12 protein-coding genes are annotated in these 17,312 nt (G+C 69.6%); 7 read left to right on the forward strand and 5 right to left on the reverse strand.

Translation table 11 applies throughout. The annotated features are described in order from the left end of the window. The first annotated feature begins 76 nt into the window (after positions 1–76). On the forward strand, positions 77–1,480 hold the full coding sequence (locus tag PXH83_RS27915; protein ID WP_274564046.1) for an NAD(P)/FAD-dependent oxidoreductase: 1,404 nt from the start codon (positions 77–79) through the stop codon (positions 1,478–1,480). On the opposite strand, the gene PXH83_RS27920 is transcribed toward PXH83_RS27915, so the two are convergent. Beyond that, entirely contained in the window at positions 1,467–2,543 is a 1,077-nt protein-coding gene (locus tag PXH83_RS27920; RefSeq protein WP_274564047.1) for an ATP-dependent DNA ligase, read from the reverse strand. The genes PXH83_RS27915 and PXH83_RS27920 overlap by 14 nt on opposite strands. A 97-nt stretch (positions 2,544–2,640) precedes the next feature. On the opposite strand from PXH83_RS27920, the gene ligD reads away from it, so the two are divergent. Then, positions 2,641–3,657 carry a non-homologous end-joining DNA ligase gene (gene ligD / locus PXH83_RS27925; protein ID WP_274564048.1) on the forward strand — a complete coding sequence of 339 codons (1,017 nt, stop codon included), beginning with the start codon at positions 2,641–2,643 and terminating at the stop codon, positions 3,655–3,657. 4 nt (positions 3,658–3,661) lie between these two features. Here ligD and PXH83_RS27930 read toward each other — a convergent pair whose 3' ends face one another. Then, on the reverse strand, positions 3,662–4,846 hold the full coding sequence (locus PXH83_RS27930) for a zinc-dependent alcohol dehydrogenase (protein WP_274564049.1): 1,185 nt from the start codon (positions 4,844–4,846) through the stop codon (positions 3,662–3,664). Positions 4,847–5,078: 232 nt separating this feature from the next. On the opposite strand from PXH83_RS27930, the gene PXH83_RS27935 reads away from it, so the two are divergent. Both PXH83_RS27935 and PXH83_RS27940 read left to right on the forward strand, forming a co-directional pair. Beyond that, positions 5,079–6,410, forward strand: a complete 1,332-nt coding sequence (locus tag PXH83_RS27935; protein ID WP_274564050.1) for a UDP-glucose dehydrogenase family protein — start codon at positions 5,079–5,081, stop codon at positions 6,408–6,410. Positions 6,411–6,435: 25 nt separating this feature from the next. Beyond that, the gene (locus tag PXH83_RS27940; protein ID WP_274564051.1) at positions 6,436–8,085 is read left to right on the forward strand and encodes an MFS transporter; all 1,650 of its coding nucleotides are present in this window, start codon (positions 6,436–6,438) and stop codon (positions 8,083–8,085) included. A gap of 42 nt (positions 8,086–8,127) precedes the next feature. Here the strand turns inward: PXH83_RS27940 and PXH83_RS27945 are convergent, their stop codons facing one another. Together PXH83_RS27945 and PXH83_RS27950 are read right to left on the reverse strand one after the other, a co-directional pair. Continuing rightward, positions 8,128–10,287, reverse strand: coding sequence for an OmpL47-type beta-barrel domain-containing protein (locus tag PXH83_RS27945; RefSeq protein WP_274565193.1), 2,160 nt, complete (start codon positions 10,285–10,287; stop codon positions 8,128–8,130). A gap of 54 nt (positions 10,288–10,341) precedes the next feature. Further along, positions 10,342–12,834, reverse strand: coding sequence for a ThuA domain-containing protein (locus tag PXH83_RS27950; RefSeq protein WP_274564052.1), 2,493 nt, complete (start codon positions 12,832–12,834; stop codon positions 10,342–10,344). A 174-nt stretch (positions 12,835–13,008) separates the two neighbouring features. Between PXH83_RS27950 and PXH83_RS27955 the strand changes: the two genes are divergently transcribed. The 3 genes from PXH83_RS27955 (at position 13,009) to PXH83_RS27965 (ending at position 16,014) form a co-directional block, all read left to right on the forward strand. Then, positions 13,009–13,998, forward strand: coding sequence for a multicopper oxidase domain-containing protein (locus tag PXH83_RS27955; RefSeq protein ID WP_274564053.1), 990 nt, complete (start codon positions 13,009–13,011; stop codon positions 13,996–13,998). Positions 13,999–14,069: 71 nt separating this feature from the next. Continuing rightward, positions 14,070–14,318 (forward strand): WhiB family transcriptional regulator, encoded by a 249-nt coding sequence (locus tag PXH83_RS27960; protein ID WP_274564054.1) that lies wholly within the window; start codon positions 14,070–14,072, stop codon positions 14,316–14,318. Between the two features lie 91 nt (positions 14,319–14,409). Next, complete coding sequence (locus PXH83_RS27965; RefSeq protein WP_274564055.1) at positions 14,410–16,014, forward strand: GMC family oxidoreductase; 1,605 nt, start codon at positions 14,410–14,412, stop codon at positions 16,012–16,014. A 248-nt stretch (positions 16,015–16,262) separates the two neighbouring features. Here the strand turns inward: PXH83_RS27965 and PXH83_RS27970 are convergent, their stop codons facing one another. Further along, positions 16,263–17,186: a chitosanase gene (locus PXH83_RS27970; protein ID WP_420803259.1), complete on the reverse strand. Its 924-nt coding sequence runs from the start codon at positions 17,184–17,186 to the stop codon at positions 16,263–16,265. Between the last annotated feature and the right edge of the window lie 126 nt (positions 17,187–17,312).

Raw genomic sequence — 17,312 nt, forward strand, 5'->3', positions numbered from 1 at the left:
CCGCCACGACCGCGCCGGATCGATCTCCGCCCCGCTGGGCAGACTGCAATGACAGCTACCGGTCAGAGGGGGCGGCATGGCGGACTTCGCGGTGATCGGCGGCGGCATCGGCGGCCTCGCGGCGGCGCTCCTCACCGCCCGGCGCGGCCACCGGGTGACCGTCTTCGAGCGGGACAGCCGCGCGCCGGGCCACGACCTCGACCAGGACTTCTTCGACTGGCGGCGCCCCGGCGTACCGCAGGCCGCCCAGCCCCACCACCTGCTCGGCGCCGCCCGCGCCGTGCTCCTGGCCGAGGCTCCCGATGTGTACGAAAGCGTCCTGAGGCTCGGCGCCCGCGAACGGCACGAACTGGACTGGTTCGACGAACGCCCCCCGTACCGCCCCGGCGACGAGAACCTGGTCGTACTCCAGTCCCGCCGCATCGTCCTGGAGACCGCGCTCACCGATGCACTCCGGGCCGAGCCGCGAGCCCACGTGCGGTACGGCGAACCGGTCACCGGGCTGCTCGTCGACCCGTCCGCGAGCCCCCCGCGCGTGCGCGGCGTACGCACTCAACTCGGTGCGTACGAAGCCGAGTTGGTGATCGACGCGGGCGGCCGCCGGTGCGGTACGGGGGACTGGCTGACGGGGGCGGGCTGTCGGCCCCCGGTGGTGGAGCGGCACCGTACCGGCATCGCGTACTTCTGCCGCTGGTACCGCCTGCCCGACGGGCGGCTCGACGGCCCCACCCGGCCCTGGACCGTGACCGGCGGGACCTTCGCGGGCTGCGCCGTCTTCCCCGCCGACAACGGGCTGTTCGCCGTCACCCTCTTCGTCCACACCGAGGACCCGTCGCGCGGCTCGCTGCGCGACCCGGCCGTCTTCGAGGCGGCGGCCCGTATGTTCGCGCCCGGGGCGGCCTGGCTGGAGCTGGGGGCCGAGCCGCTCTGCCCGGTCCTGGCAACGGCCGGGCTCGACAACCGGTGGAGTGCGCTCGTCGACGAACAGGGCCCGGTCGCCGCGGGAATCATCGGCATCGGCGACTCCATCACCCACACCAACCCGACGATGGCGCAGGGCGCATCGCTCGCACTGTGGGCGGCGCGCAGGCTCGCGTGCGAAGTGGACGGGGAGCGGGGCCGGGACCCCGGTTCGCCGGACTTCGCCGCCGACCACCACGACTGGGCGGTGCGGACCCTCAAGCCCTGGTTCGACTTCCAGGTCATCACCGACCGCGCGATCGGCGAGCGCTTCGCCAACCGGGAGTTCCGTGCCGGGCCGGCCCGCGAGATGGCGGCTCTCTTCGAGTGCGCACTGGTGGAACCGGAGGTGATGCGGGCGCGCGCCAGGGTCCGGCACCTGGCGGCGACTCCGGACGAGGCGTACGGAACCCCGGAGATCCGGGAACGGGTTGAGTCGTGGCTCGCCGCGCATCCGGACTACGTGCCGAACGCGCTGGGCCCCGACCGAAAGGAGTGGGAGAAGATCACCGCGACCTGAGGACGTCCGCGAGGTCGTAGCTGACCGGCTCCTCCAACTGGGCGTACGTACAGCTCTCGGGCGTACGGTCCTCACGCCACCGGCGGAACCGGGCGGTGTGCCGGAAACGGTCGCCCTCCATGTGGTCGTACGCCACCTCGCACACGGCCTCCGGCCGCAACGGCACCCACGACAGGTCCTTCTTGCCCGACCAGCGGCTCGGGGCGCCGGGCATCCGGCTCTGCTCATGGGCGGACTCGTCCGACCAGGTGGCCCACGGGTGGCCCTCGGCCTCGGGCGACTCCATGCGCAGCGGCCCCAGTTCGGCCACCAGTTCCTCGCGGCGGCGCATCGGGAACGCCGCGGACACCCCTACGTGCTGGAGTGTGCCCGCATCGTCGTACAGGCCGAGGAGCAGCGAGCCGACGACGGGGCCGCTCTTGTGGAACCGGTATCCGGCGACGACACAGTCCGCGGTGCGCTCGTGCTTGATCTTGTACATCAGGCGGGTGTCCTGGCGGTACGGCATGGCCTGCGGCTTGGCCACCACACCGTCGAGACCGGCGCCCTCGTAGTGCTGAAACCACTCCCGGGCCACCTCGATGTCGGTGGTCGCGGGCGCCAGATGGACCGGGGCGGGGGCGCCGCCGAGTGCGCCGGTGAGGGTGGCGCGACGGTCCTTGAACGGGGCGTCGATCAGCGAGTCGTTGCCGATAGCCAGCAGGTCGAACGCGACGAAGCTGGCCGGTGTCCGCTCGGCGAGCAGCCTCACGCGGGAATCCGCCGGGTGGATGCGCTCGCTGAGACGGTCGAAGTCGAGCCTGCCCTCGTAGGCGATCACGATCTCGCCGTCCACGACACAGCGGTCGGGCAGCGCCGCGAGCAGCGAGTCGACGAGCTCGGGAAAGTAGCGGGTCAGTGGCTTGCCCGACCTGCTGCCGATCTCCACCTCGTCGCCGTCGCGATAGACGATCGCCCGGAAGCCGTCCCACTTGGCCTCGTAGTGCATGCCGGGGCCCGGCGGGATCTCGGCCACGGACTTGGCCAGCATGGGTTTCACGGGTGGCATCACCGGCAGATCCATACACCGATTCTGCGGGCATTTGCCATGAAATGCTCGGTATGCGCCCCCGTATGCTCCCGGTATGCGTTACGTCTCCGTCCGGCTTAGCGTGGCGGACATGGGTGATGCGGTGGAGCTGACAGCCGGCGGGCGGACCGTACGGCTGTCGAGCCCCGACAAGATCTACTTCCCGGAGCGCGGCTACACCAAGTGGGACGTGGCCCAGTACTTCCTTGCCGTCGGCGACGGAATCACCCGCGCCCTGCGCGACCGCCCGACCACGCTCCAGCGCTTCATCGAGGGCATCGAGGGCGAGTTCTTCTACCAGAAACGCGCCCCCAAGAACCTGCCCGACTGGATCCCCACCGCCCGCATCGCCTTCCCCAGCGGCCGCGAGGCGCACGAGATCTGCCCCACCGAACCGGCCGCGGTCATCTGGGCGGCGAACCTGGGCTGCCTCACCTTCCACCCCTGGCCGGTACGCCGCGACCGCACAGAACACCCCGACGAACTGCGCATCGACCTCGACCCGCAGCCGGGCACGGACTTCGCGGACGCCGTCAGAGCCGCCCACGAACTCCACACGCTCCTCGACGAGCAGGGCCTGCGCGGCTGGCCCAAGACCTCCGGCGGACGCGGCCTCCACGTCTTCGTCCCGATCGAGCCCCGCTGGACGTTCTCCCAGGTACGCCGCGCCGCGATCGCCGTCGGCCGCGAACTGGAACGGCGCATGCCGGGCCGGGTGACCACCGCCTGGTGGAAGGAGGAGCGCGGCGAGCGGATCTTCGTGGACTACAACCAGACAGCCCGCGACCGTACGATCGCCTCCGCCTACTCCGTGCGGCCGTACCCCCACGCACCCGTCTCGGCGCCGCTGACCTGGGACGAACTCGACGAGGCCGAGCCCCAGGACTTCGACCTGGTCACCATGCCGACGCGCTTCGCCGAACTGGGCGACATCCACGCCGACATGGACGACCACGCCTTCGGCCTGGAGGGCCTCCTGGAACTCGCCGCCCGCGACGAACGCGACCACGGCCTCGGCGAGCTGCCGTACCCGCCGGACTACCCGAAGATGCCGGGCGAGCCCAAGCGCGTCCAGCCGAGCCGGGCGAAAGAGAAGAAGGAAGAATGAGCCGCTAAGGCTTGAGCAGTGTCTTGATCATGCCGTCCTCCTTGGCCTGGAACATCTCGTACGCCCTCGGCCCGTCCGCCAGCGGCATGGTGTGCGTGGCGAAACCCTCCACTCCCAGCGGATCCGTGTCGTCGAGGAGCGGCAGGATGTCGTCCACCCACCGCTTGACGTTGGCCTGGCCCATCCGCAGCTGGATCTGCTTGTCGAAGAGGGTCAGCATCGGCATCGGGTCCGCCGCGCCGCCGTACACACCTGCCAGGGAGATCGTGCCACCCCGGCGTACCACGTCGATCGCGGTGTACAGGGCGTGCAGCCGGTCCACTCCCGCGTGTTCCATCAGCGGCTTGGCGACGGCATCGGGCAGCAGGCCGGTGATCCACTGCGCGGCCTTGGCGACGGGGGCGCCATGGGCCTCCATGCCGACGGCATCGATCACGGAGTCGGTGCCCCTGCCGTTGGTCCGGTCGCGGATGGCATCGGGGAGCTCCTTCCCGTAATTGCGCAGGTCGAGCGTCTTGACGCCGTGGGCGCTCGCACGGGCCAGCCGCTCCGGCACCAGGTCGACGCCGATCACCAGGCCGGCGCCCCGGTGCAGGGCGACACGGGCGGCCATCTCGCCGATCGGCCCCAGACCGAGGACGGTCAGGCTGCCGCCGGGCGGAACCGCCGCGTACTCGACGGCCTGCCAGGCGGTGGGCAGCACGTCGGAGAGATAGACGTACCGCTCGTCGGGCGGCCCCTCGGGCACCTTGACCGGCAGATTGTCACCGAACGGCACCCGCAGGAACTCGGCCTGCCCACCCGGGACTTGGCCGTACAGCTTGGTGTATCCGAACAGCGACGCACCCGTGCCGCGCTCCCGTACCTGGGTGGTCTCGCATTGGGAGTGGAGTCCCTGGTCGCACATGAAGCAGTTGCCGCAGGAGACATTGAAGGGGATCACGACCCGGTCGCCCGGCGCGAGCGTGGACACACCGGCGCCCACTTCCTCGACGATGCCCATGGGCTCGTGTCCGAGGATGTCCCCCGGATCCAGATAGGGGCCGAGCACCTCGTACAGGTGCAGGTCGGAACCGCAGATGCCGGTCGACGTGACCCGGACGATCACATCGGTCGGTTCTTTGAGCTGCGGGTCGGGCACCGTCTCCACCCGTACGTCCCGCTTGCCGTGCCAGGTCAGTGCGCGCACCGTTCTCACCTCGTCACATGGTCTCTGTCCCGGGCGTCTCGTCCCGCGGTTTCTGTCCCCCAGCGCGTCCCCACTGAGGTCGCAGCCATGCGCCAGGCACCGGATGCGATCACCGCTTCCTTGGGGTGCTATGAGAGAAGCGGGCCGGAGCGGCCGATTCCGGGCTGCTCACACCGCCACTTTGCACCTTGCACGACGCCCACAGCGAAGCAGCAGGAGGAGGTGGTTGGTGATGCGCGTGGCAGTCGTCGGACAGGGTTACGTCGGCTTGACGGGCGCAGTCGCGCTGGCCCTGCAGGGGCACGGCGTCACCGGGGTCGAGCAGGACCACAGCCGGTTGCGCACACTGAATTCGGGCGAAGCACCCGTCTTCGAACCCGGCCTCCCCCAGCAGCTGGCTGCCGCTCTGGCCACCGGGCGACTGCGATTCGCCGACGGGCTGGCGGAGTGCCACCGGAGGGCCCCCTTCGACATCGTGCTGATCACCGTGGGGACACCGCCGCAGTCGGACGGATCCGCGGACCTGTCCCAGGTGACGAGCGTGCTGGAGCAGATCGGGAATCTGCTGCCCGTGCCCCGGGTGGTGCTCAAGTCCACCGTTCCGCCGGGCACCAGCAGCAGACTCGCCGATGCCCACCCCTGGCTTCGCGAGCGTTACGCGTACAACCCCGAATTCCTCAACCAGGGCAGTGCCCTGGAGGACTGGGCCGTGCCCGCCCGTGTCATCGCCGGCACCTGGAGCCGGGAGAACACCCTGGCACTGCGTGAGCTGTACGCGGGAGTGTCCGGCCCATGGGTGTCGACGACTCCCACCAGCGCAGAGATGATCAAGTACGCGAGCAACGCCTTCCTTGCTATGAAGATCAGCTTCTCGAACGAGATCGCCCAGATGTGCAGCGGGCCCGACATCGACGTCGACCACGTCATGCAGGGCGTCGGTTACGACCCCCGGATCGGGCACGCGTTCCTCCAGCCCGGCCTGGGCTACGGCGACTCCTGCCTCCCCAAGGACACCGCCGCGCTGGCGCACTGGGCGAGCAGCGTGGGGATGTCGGCGCCCCTGCTGCGGGCGACGATCGCCGTCAACGACGCACAGACCGGTGTGGCTCTGCAGATATTGCGCACCGAACTCGGCGCCGCCCTGCGCGAAGCGACGATCGCCGTACTCGGAGTGCGGTACGAACCGTGGAGCGACGACCTGCGAGCCGCCCCCAGCCTCGCCGTCGTCCCGGCGATCCTTGCCGAAGCGGCCGACGTACGGGTCTGGGACCCGGCCACCGATGCCGCGACCATAGCCGGGCTCTTCCCGTCCGCGAATCCCGTCGCGGAGCTGCCCGACGCGGTCGACGGCGCCCACGCCGTCGTCCTGCTCACCGAATGGCCGCAGGCCATCGAAGCGCACTGGCCGACGCTGGCCGCCCGGCTCGTCGCGCCGCGCCTGCTCATCGACGGCAAGAACTGCCTGCCTCCCGAGCTGATGGCCGGCCTTCCCATCCACTACCGGAGCATCGGCACCAGGATGCCCACCACGACCGTGACCGCGGAGCCTCAGCTGGAGGCGTGACGCAGATGGTGAGGAGAGCGTTCAGGTGAAGCATGCGCCTGCGACGCAGGACTGGGGCCCGGAGCCCTCGGCGTGGGCACCCATGCGCCGACCGGTGTTCCGCGCTCTGTGGATCGCCCAACTGGCGGCCAACATGGGCACCTGGATGCAGACAGTGGGAGCCCAGTGGCTGATGGGCGACCTCGGCGGCGGCGCGCTGGAGGTCGCACTCGTCCAGACGGCGACAACACTGCCGGTCTTCGTACTGGTGGTGCCCGCCGGGGCCTTGGGGGACATCCTCGACCAGCGGCGATTGCTGATCGGCGGCCAACTCCTGATGTTCCTCGGCGCGGCCGGCCTGGCCGGCGTCACCGCCGCGGGCGCGGAGACCCAGTCTCTGCTGCTCGGACTGACCGCCCTGATGGGTGTGGGCGAGGCGTTCTGCATCTCCTCCTTCCAGGCCATCCAGCCCGAGCTGGTCAGCCGTGAGGAGATCCCGCAGGCCGCCCTGCTCAACAGCGCGAACGGCAATGTGGCGCGGGCAGCCGGCCCGGCTTTCGGCGGCGCCCTGATCCACGCCGCGGGCCCCGAGGCCACCTTCGCCCTCAACGCCCTGTCCTTCCTCGGCGTTCTGGTGGTCCTCTACGCCTGGAAGCGGCCACCGACGCACAGGCCGCTCGGCTCCGAGCACATCCGTGATGCGATCCGGGCGGGCGCCCGGTATGTGCGCAGCGCGCCGCTGCTCGGCGCGGTCATCGGCCGCTCGGGCCTCTTCATGCTCTTCGCCGGAGGGATGTGGGCGCTCCTGCCCACGGTCGCCCGCGGGCCGCTGGGTCTCGACGCCGGCGGGTACGGCCTGCTGCTCGGCAGCGTGGGTCTCGGCGCGGTCATCGGCGCGGTACTGCTGCCTTCGATGCGGGGGCACCTGAGGACGAACGTACTGGTCACGGGCGCCATGGTGATCTATGCGGGGACGATGGCGGCGATCGGCCTGGTGCCGTACGCCGTCGGAGTCGCCGCCGCCCTGATCGTGTCCGGTCTGGCGTGGGTGGCGGTCTTGTCGACCCTCTCAGCCTCCGCGCAGGTGCTGCTGCCCGCGTGGGCCCGTACCCGCGGACTCGCCTACTACCAGCTGGTCTTCATGGGCGGGCAGGCACTGGGCGGAGTCGGGTGGGGCGCCGTCGCCGACTGGCTGGGCGTACGGACCACCTTCGTGGTGTCGGCCATCGGCCTCTTCGTGACGACCGTCGTGGGCATGCGGACACTGCCGATGCCTTCCGGTCCTGTCGACGTACGCCCCGCTCAGCTCTGGGCGGAGCCGCCGTCGATCCAGATGCCGGGGCGTCGCGATGCGGGCCCTGTTCTGGTCACGGTCGAGTGGCGGGTGGACCGGGCGAACGCCGAGGCGTTCATCGCGGCGATGCAGCCGGTGGGCATGTCACGCCGGCGTACGGGTGCCTCGCTGTGGGGCCTGTTCGAAGACATGGCGGACCCGACGCTCTTCCTGGAGACGTTCACCGTCGGCTCGGAGCGGGAGCATCTGCGTCAGATCATGGAACGGGGAACCAAGCTGGACCAGGAGCTGGAAGCCCGCGCCATGGCCTTGACCCGACCCGGCCACAAACCGCAGGTACGCCACCTGATCTTCGCCTACGCCTCCGGGCGCGACGAGGAGCTGTCCTCCTTCCCGCCGTGACACCGCGACACGGTGTGACACGGCGGGAAGGAGCCCTTTCCGCTAGAGCTGTTTGATGCGGATGTCGCGGTACGAGATCACATCCGTGGTCCCGTGGACCTGGAGCCCGACGTGGCCGGAGGCGTACCGCCGCCCGTCCGTCCCCGGATCGTCGCCGCGCGGCGGATAGAAGTCCTGCCCGCCGTTGTTGTCGAACTCGTTGATCAGGACACCGTTGCGGAAGACCGAGTAGTGCTGGCCCTCCATCCGGATCTCGTAGTCGTTCCAGGTGCCCTTGGGTGTGACGCCCGCACTGCCCAGCCCCACACGGTCGAAGCCGTAGACCGAGCCCGTTTTGTACATGTCGCCGTCAGGACGGTCGAGGATCTGCACTTCGTGCCCGTACTTGATCGCGACCCACTCCGGGCGCGGCTCCTCCGGGTGGTCGTGGACCTGCGGGAAGCGCACGAAGACACCGGCGTTGGCATGGCCCGTACCCGGTGCGTCGTCGCGCCACCGCAGCTTCAGCGAGAAGTCCTCGTACTTCCGCTCCGGGAACCACAGCATGCCCATGCCCGGGACCGTACTGCTGCTGGTCATCGAGCCGTCCGTGTTCAGGCCGAACGAGCCGCCGCCCACCTGCTGCCACTTGGCGAAGGAGGACTGCGTACCGTCGAACAGATCGCGGTATCCGGCCGTCTGCCCCGGCCTGCCGATGCCGGACTGCTTGGCCGCCCTGTAGATCTTCTTGTGCTCACGCCCGTCGATGACACCGTCGTGCAGCAGCTTGTCGACGACGGCGTCGACGTGCTTGAGGAAGAGGGCGTGGGAGGTCCACTCCTTCTCGTCCTCGATCAGCTCGTTGATGGTGCAACGACTGCGCGTGATGCGGTTCGGCACGCCGGTGTCGACCGTGCCGACGATGACGGTCAACCGCTCGTCGTGTTCCGGACAGTTGGGCGCCGGTACGCCGCCGCCCTCTGCGACCGTGAAGGCCACCTGCTTCGCGGCGGACGTGTTGCCCGCCTTGTCGGTCGCGCGGTGGCCGACCGTGTGCCGTCCGACGCGGTCGACGATCACCGGCACGGTGTACGCGAGATACGGGCCGCCGTCGAGCGAGTACTCGACCTTGTCCACGCCCGAGCCGCCCGCGTCCGTCGCCGCGAGCGTCACCTTGGCGCTGGTGATGTACGCGCCGTCGGAGTTCTTGTCACCGCTGAGCGTCGCCGTGGTCTCCGGCGGCGTCTTGTCCTCGGTCGGCGGTGCGACGACGGTGAAGTCGACGGCCTTCTCGGCGGCCATGTTCCCGGCCCGGTCGGTCGCCCGGTAGCGGACCTTGTGCGTGCCTGTCTCGTGGACCATGACCGGCCCGGTGTACGCCTTCCAGGCGCCGTCCGCCCCGAGTGCGTACTCGATGGTGTTGACGCCGGAGCCCGTGTCGGACGCCGTCACCGTGACCGTCGCCATGCCCAGGTAGTGCCCCTCCGGATTCTTCTCGCCGCTCACCGTCGCCGACGTCTCCGGCGGTGTCTTGTCGTCCGTCGGCGGTGCGACGACGGTGAAGTCGACGGCCTTCTCGGCGGCGGCGTTCCCCGCCTTGTCGGTGGCCCGGTAACGGATCTTGTGCGTACCGACCTCGTGGACCATGACGGGCGCGGTGTACGGCTGCCAGGCGCCGGCCGCGCCGACCGCGTACTCGATCCTGTCCACGCCGGAGCCCGCGTCGGTGGCCTCGACGGTCACCGACGCGTGCCCGATGTAGGCCCCGTCGGCGTTTTTCTCGCCCTCCACCTTCGCCGAGGTCTCGGGCGCCGTGGTGTCCTCACCGCCGCCCCCTTCGGTGACGGTGAGGATGCCCTGCATCGCCCCGTGGCCCGGGATGGTGCAGTGGTAGAAGTACCGGCCGGGTGTGAGGGTGACGGTGGCGGTGTGCTTGCCGCCCCGGTCGTCGCTGGGGTTGGCGAGCAGGTTCAGCTGTACGTCGTTGTTGTACTCGGGGTCGGACACGTCGAACGTCAGCGTGTGCGGCATCCCGGTGGTGTTGCCGGTCGCGGTGCTGTTCTCGAAGACGATCGTCGTCTGCCCCGCCACCGCGGTCTTGGGGAACGTCAGATAGCGGTCGATGGGGTCGCCGGCCGTCCAGGTCAGCGTCTGTTCCGCAGCGGAAGCCGACCCGCCGTCCTCGCGCCCGTACGCCGCCGTCGACGTCAGCCCGAGGACCATGAGCAGGGCAGCGGCAAGTGCCGCCCAGAGATTCGGAGTTCTTCGCTTCACCGGCTACTCCGCCTTCCTGGCGAGATCCTTGGCGGCCGGTGTCGGCTCGCCGCCCTTGTACGTCACGCGCCACAGCGCGGACTTGGAGTCCGAGGTGAAGAAACCGCGCCCGTAGTCGAGGACGTAGAGCGAGCCGTCCGGCGCGAACTTCCAGTCCATGAGGTTGCGGATGCCGTCCGCGCCCACCGGGATGATCTTCTTGAGGGACTCGGCGTGCGTGGGCAGCCCTCCGTTGCCGACGGTCTTGGGGTCGGTCAGCACCGCGTGGCGCGGCTGGTCGCCGTCGTAGAAGTCACCGACGAACCACTTGCCGTCCCAGTACGAGGGCCACTTGCCTTCCCCGGCGCTCGTCTCGTCGTACCGGTAGACCGGCCCGTTCATCGTCGCCTGGCCGCCGCCCTTGAGCCACGGCAGCAGCACTTTCTGCTCCTCCTGCTTGTAGCTCGGCACACCGTTGGCATCGCGCGGATAGTCCACGCCGCCGCCCTGCGGCGAGTACCAGATGGTGTTCGGTGTGACCGGCGGCAGGTTCACCAGACCGTCGTTGTTCGGCGACTCGTTCTTCGGCTTGTCGCAGTCGTACCAGCCGAGCGGCTTGCTCGGGTCGGGCAGATTGCGGTCGCGGTACGGCTGGTTGTTGCCCATGCAGTACGGCCAGCCGTGGTTGCCCGGCTTCGTGATCGCGGCGAAGGTGTCGTACTTCGCCGGGCCCCAGGTGGTGCTGGGCGCCCCCGCGTCGGGGCCGACCCATCCGGCGTACAGGATGTCGGTCTTCGGGTCGACGGCGATACGGGCCGGATTGCGCACGCCCATCACGTAGATCTCGCCGCGCGTCTTGCCGCCGCCCTCGTCCGGCTCCTTGCCGGTGAAGAGATTCCCGGCGGGCAGGGTGTACGTACCGTCGTCCTCGGGGTGGATCCGCAGGATCTTGCCGTTGAGGTTGTTGGTGTTGCCCGCGGTGCGGCGGGCGTCCGCGAAGGGCACGCCCTTGAAGTTCGGCTCCGGGTTGTTGCCGGAGTAACCGTCGGTGAACCGCGAGGAGTTGTTGTCGCCCGTCGCGATGTACAGATTCTCCTTGGAGTCCCAGGCCAGACCGCCGCCCGCGTGACAGCAACTGTGGATCTGGACGGGCCACTTGAGCAGGACCTTCTCGGACGCGAGATCCAGCTTGTTGGTCGCGAGGTCGAGCGTGAAGCGGGAGACACGGCGCTCCGCCATGTGCGTGTCCCGGTTGATCTCCGAGTGGGGTGTGTAGTGCAGATACACCCACCCATTGCTGAGGAAGTCCGGGTCGGTCTCGACGCCGAGCAGTCCCTCCTCGTTCTTGACCAGTTCGTCGCCGCCGCCCTTGTTGCCGAAGACGGTCAGGGCGCCCGCGAGCGTCACTTTCTTCGTCTTGGGGTCGTAGACGTGAATCTGGCCCTGGCCCTTGCCGATGTCGGGGTTGTTCCAGTCGGTGACGACGGGCGCGTCGTTGTCGGCGCCTCCCCGTCCGATGTAGATGACCCGGCCGTCCTTGGCCGTCACCAGGCCGTGCGGCTCGCCGATCTGGTCGGACCGGCCGGGCTGGTTGGGCGCGGTGAGGCGCTCGGCCTTGTAGTTGGCGTCGACACCCGCCCGGCAGTCGGCGCGGGCGAGCCGTGTCGTCCACTGGAGGGCGCCGCGCAGGTGGTCGCGGAAGTCCGTCTCCTGGAAGGACTCGGCCGTACCGCCCATGCCGGTGTAGAAGGACCGGCCGCCGTCGTAGTCGCGGCACCAGGAGACCGGGTGGTCCCAGCCGTTGGCGCTCGTGCCGGGCTTGTACGTCGCTTCCCGGACCCGCGCCACGGTGTGCACATCACCGGACGGATTCTTCGTCCAGTTCAGCCACTTGTCCGGACGCTTCCACTGGAGGGGCAGGCCTGTTGAAGCCGGGTGCTGCCGGTCGCCGACTTCCACCGTCGCGCGCTGCACGTTCGTGGGTCCGCCGACGGCGGCCCGCGCGCCGATCAGGCCGCCGAACCAGTCGGAGTACGGCTCGGTGCGCGCCGCGTCATGGATGCCCAGGAAGCCGCCGCCCGCCTCCATGTACGCCTCAAGTCCGGCCTCCTGCTCCGGATCGAGCACGTCGCCGCCGCCGGTCAGGAAGACGACGGCGTTGAACTTGCCGAGCTTCGCCGTGGTGAAGACGGAGGCGTCGTCCGTGGCCTCCACGCGGAAGCGCTGCGCGGCGGTGCCCGACTGGCCGATTTTCTCGATGGCTTCAATGCCGGCGTTGACGGTGGGCGGCTCGTCGCCGCCCGTCGCAGAGCCGTGGAAGACGAGCACCCGGACATTGGTGCCACCGGGCGGCGACGGCAGGTCGGGCAGGGACAACGTTGTCGCGGGTGGGGGTTCCGGGTACGGTTTGGCGGAGGCCGCGGTACCGCCGAGCAGGCCGGATGCGACAACCCCGGCCGCCAGGGCCGCTGTCAGCCCGCGTCGGGATCTTGACCGGTGATGTGGTGCGCGCTGCATGTGTTCACCCATCCCTCAGTGGTCACAGGAACAGCCGATGAAGCTAGACCTCTTTTCGCGACCCGCCAAGAGGAACGACCGGAATGCCGCGAACTTTGTCCTGAGTGTGGATGAACGGAGCCCGCACCGCTACGGTATGGCCGTCAGTCTCCGGACAGTGATGGGGAGTCAGGCATGGACCGACGAAGCTTCAACCGACGCCTCCTGGCGGGTGGTGCGGTCGCGGCGACCGGCATGACATCGTTGTCGCTCGCCGAATCCGCCTCGTCCGCCGCCCCGTTGGGGAACCCGCCGAAGACGGCACCGGCCGGTGGCCAGGTCCGCCACCTGAAGATGTACGCCGAGAAGCTGGCCGACGGCTCGATGGGGTACGGCTTCGAAAAGGGCAAGGCATCGATCCCCGGCCCGCTGATCGAGCTGGTGGAGGGCGACACCGTGCACATCGAATTCGAGAACACGATGGACGTCCCCGCCAGCCTCCATGTGCACGGCGTGGACTACGACGTGGCCAGCGACGGTACGAAACTCAACAAGAGCCATGTCGAACCCGGCGGCACCCGCACGTACACCTGGCGCACCCACACCCCCGGCAAGCGCAAGGACGGCACTTGGAGGGCGGGGAGCGCGGGTTACTGGCATTACCACGACCATGTGGTGGGCACGGACCACGGAACGGGCGGCATCCGCAAGGGCCTGTACGGCCCGGTGATCGTGCGCCGCAAGGGCGACATCCTGCCGGACAAGACCTTCACCATCGTCTTCAACGACATGACGATCAACAACAAACCCGGACACCAGAGCCCCAATTTCGGGGCCACGGTGGGCGACCGGGTCGAGATCGTGATGATCACGCACGGCGAGTACTACCACACGTTCCACATCCACGGTCACCGCTGGGCGGACAACAGGACCGGCCTCCTGGAGGGCCCCGACGACCCCAGCCGCATCGTCGACAACAAGATCACCGGCCCGGCCGACTCCTTCGGCTTCCAGATCATCGCGGGCGAACATGTCGGCGCGGGCGCCTGGATGTACCACTGCCACGTCCAGAGCCACTCCGACATGGGGATGGCGGGCCTGTTCCTGGTCGCCAAACCGGACGGCACGATCCCCGGTTACGAACCGCACCATCCGCAGGGCGCAGCCGCACACGACCACCATTGACGCGGCGTTGTCGAGCCGGCGTTGATCGGTCATTGATCGGACGTTGATCCGTACCGGGCAGGGTGTGCCGCATGCCGATCAACATCACCACCACCGAACGCGAACTCTCCTGGCAGGAGACAGCATTGTGCGCCCAGGCCGGGCCCGAGTTCTTCTTCCCGGCCGCCGGCAGCTCCACCCGCGAGGCCAAGCAGCTCTGCGGCGCCTGCGAAGGGCGTGTGGCCTGTCTGGAGTACGCACTCACGAACGACGAGCGGTTCGGCGTCTGGGGCGGACTCTCCGAGAAGGAGAGACTGCGCCTCAGGCGCGGCACCCACTGACAAGCCGTCCCGCCCAACGCCCCCTGGTACGGCGGCCCCGAGCCGACCATGCTGAGGTCCGCACCGTCCGCGAACCGCCAAGGGAGCCGTGTTGAGCAGCAGGCAGGCAACGACCGAGTACGACTACATCGTCGTCGGAGCGGGCTCGGCGGGCTGTGTGCTCGCCGCGCGCCTCTCCGAGGACCCCACGGTGCGCGTCGCACTCGTCGAGTCGGGCGGCCGCGACCGCAAGACCGAGATACGCATTCCGGCGGCCTTCCCGAAGCTCTTCAAGACCGCGTACGACTGGGACTTCAGCACCGCCAAGCAGCCCGAGCTCGGCGGCCGTGAACTGTACTGGCCGCGCGGCCACACGCTGGGCGGCTGTTCCTCGATCAACGCCATGATGTGGGTCCGCGGCCACCGCGACGACTACGACGCGTGGGGCGAAGCGGCGGGCCCCGAGTGGTCGCACGACGAGTTCGTACGCTACTTCCGGCGCGCGGAGCGATGGACGGGCGGCGCGGCGGACCCGGCAGGCGCCTCGGTGTACGGGACGGAAGGGCCGCTGTCCATTTCGCCGCCCCGCGACCCGAACCGGACGACGGCGGCGTTCCTCGACGCCTGCCGCGCCGCCGGCCTCCAGGAGCTTGCCGAACTCAACGTCCCCGACCCCAGCGGCTTCGCCCCGACCCCGGTCAACCAGCGCGGCGGACGCCGCTGGAGCACCGCCGACGGCTACCTCAGGCCCGCCGGGCGCCGCAGGAACCTGGACGTCATCACGGATGCCCGGGTACGGCGGCTGGCCTTCGAAGGCACCCGCGTGACGGGTGTCGTGGCGGACGCGGGGAAGGTGCTGAGCGCCCGCCGCGAGGTCATCCTCAGCGCGGGCGCGATCGGCTCCCCGCACTTGCTGATGCTCTCCGGCATCGGAGATCCGGAGCACCTGCGCGAGACCGGCATCGACGTGCGCGCCGCCTCGCCCGACGTCGGCCGCCACCTCCAGGACCACCTGTCGACGGCGGTGACCATGCGCTGCCCGCTGCCGGTCACACTGACCGGCGCGGACACGCTCGCCAACGTGGGCCGGTTCCTGCTGTCCGGGCGCGGACCGCTCACCTCGAACGTCGGCGAAGCCGTCGCCTTCGTCCGCAGTACGCCCGAACTCGCCGCGCCCGACGTCGAGCTGATCTACGCTCCGGTGCCGTTCGTGAAGCACGGTCTGACGCCGCCGGACGAGCACGGCGTGACCATCGGCGTCATCCTGCTCCAGCCCGCGAGCGAGGGCCGCATCACCCTGACGGACACGAACGTTTCCACGGCCCCGCACATCGACCCCGCCTACCTGACGGACGCGACCGACCTGCGCCGCCTGATCGCGGGCGTGCGCCAGGCCGAAGCCCTCTTCGCGGACCGGGCCTTCGCGCCGTACACAGCCGGGCCGATGGCGCCGTACCCGGGAGAGGTCGACGACGAGGAGCTGGGGCAGGCGATCAGGGAGTCCTCCGAGACGCTCTACCACCCGGTAGGCACCTGCCGCATGGGCACCGACGACGCGTCGGTGACCGACCCCAGGCTCCGCGTCAGGGGAGTGGAGGGCCTGCGGGTCGTGGACGCTTCGGTGATGCCGCGGATCACGCGGGGGCATACGCAGGCCCCCACGGTGGCGATCGCCGAGAAGGCGGCGGAGCTGATCCGGGAGGACGCGCGGGCGTAGGGCGTGTCCGGCGGATCAGGCCTGGGCCGCGGGGTCTGGTGCGCACATCTGCGGCGTTGTCGTCGGTCGCTGACTCCCCCAAGTTCTCGACTGCGCTCGAACAGGGGGGACCCCCATCGCGTCGCCTCCCTCCTCCGCCTTGCAGCTGCACGCACCAGACCCCGCTCACCAGAACCGAGAACGCGCCGCACCTTGAAGCCGGCCTGATCCGCCGGACACGCCCTAGCGGCGGAGAACGGGCGCGCGGCTCAGGAAGCCGGGATGCGGAAGGTCTCGCCGTACATCTGCCACACCAGCGGAGTCCTCAGTTCCAGATTGCCGTTCCGCAGGAACACGCGCTGCGCGGTGTCGATGCGCGAGGTGTCCTGGTGGGCCTTCTTCACCTTCATCACCGCACGCCCGGCGTCGAGGAAGGCATCCAGGTACGCCTGCTCCTTGCCGCCCTCGGCCGCCGTGGGGGCGGTCCTCATGGCAGCCTTGCGGATGCCGTAGAAGCCCTTGGGGTCGATGCCGGGGCCGTGCAGCACCATCGCGTCGTAGTAGATGAACTGGCCGAGTGTGCCGAGGCCGTCCATCTTCGCCATCCGGACCGCCGGCTGGAAATAGATCCTGTCCCGCGCCTTGTCCTGTGCCGTGCGGAACGCCGGACTCTCGGCGGCCTTCGCCCACGCCGCCTTGAACCCGGGGTCGAGACCCTCGTGCGACGCGGTGCCGTCCACCGTGCGGAGGGCGGGCAGGTAGGCGGCGAGCGGGTTGTCGGGATGGTCCTTCGTGTACGCCTCGACCAGCTGGAGCATGTCGTTGGTGCCTGAGCAGAAGCCGATGACACCGGCGGTGTAGCCGCAGCCGTCGTCGATGTCCTCGATGGAGCCGTACTGGCCACGCCAGTTCAGGGTCGAGTTCTCGGCACTCGACACGATCTGCGAGGCGATCTCCTTCATCCGGGGAGCCGCGAGGCCGGGCGGCATCTTGGCGATGCGCGCCTCCAGCTTCTTGTCCGCGTCTGTCAGCTGCTTCGGCTTCTGCTGGTTCTTCGGCTGCTCTGCGTTCAGGACCCGGCCCTTGGCCGGGGCGTCGGAAACAAGAACATCCGAGCCGCCGCCACCGAAAACGATGGCGGCGGCGATGGCGAGCGGTGCGCCCACGAGCGCGAGACGGGTCAGTGGCTTCACGCCGCACAGCGTACGGGCCGCCCGTTCGGGCCTTGCGAGGTACTGGCTCCGAACTCGCTCAGCCCCACAGCTACGCCGCCCCCCGGATCCAGGTGGCGGCGTATGCGTACGAGCTGCTGTGGGTGA

The organism is Streptomyces spiramyceticus (assembly GCF_028807635.1).
In the GTDB taxonomy this organism is placed as follows: domain Bacteria; phylum Actinomycetota; class Actinomycetes; order Streptomycetales; family Streptomycetaceae; genus Streptomyces; species Streptomyces spiramyceticus.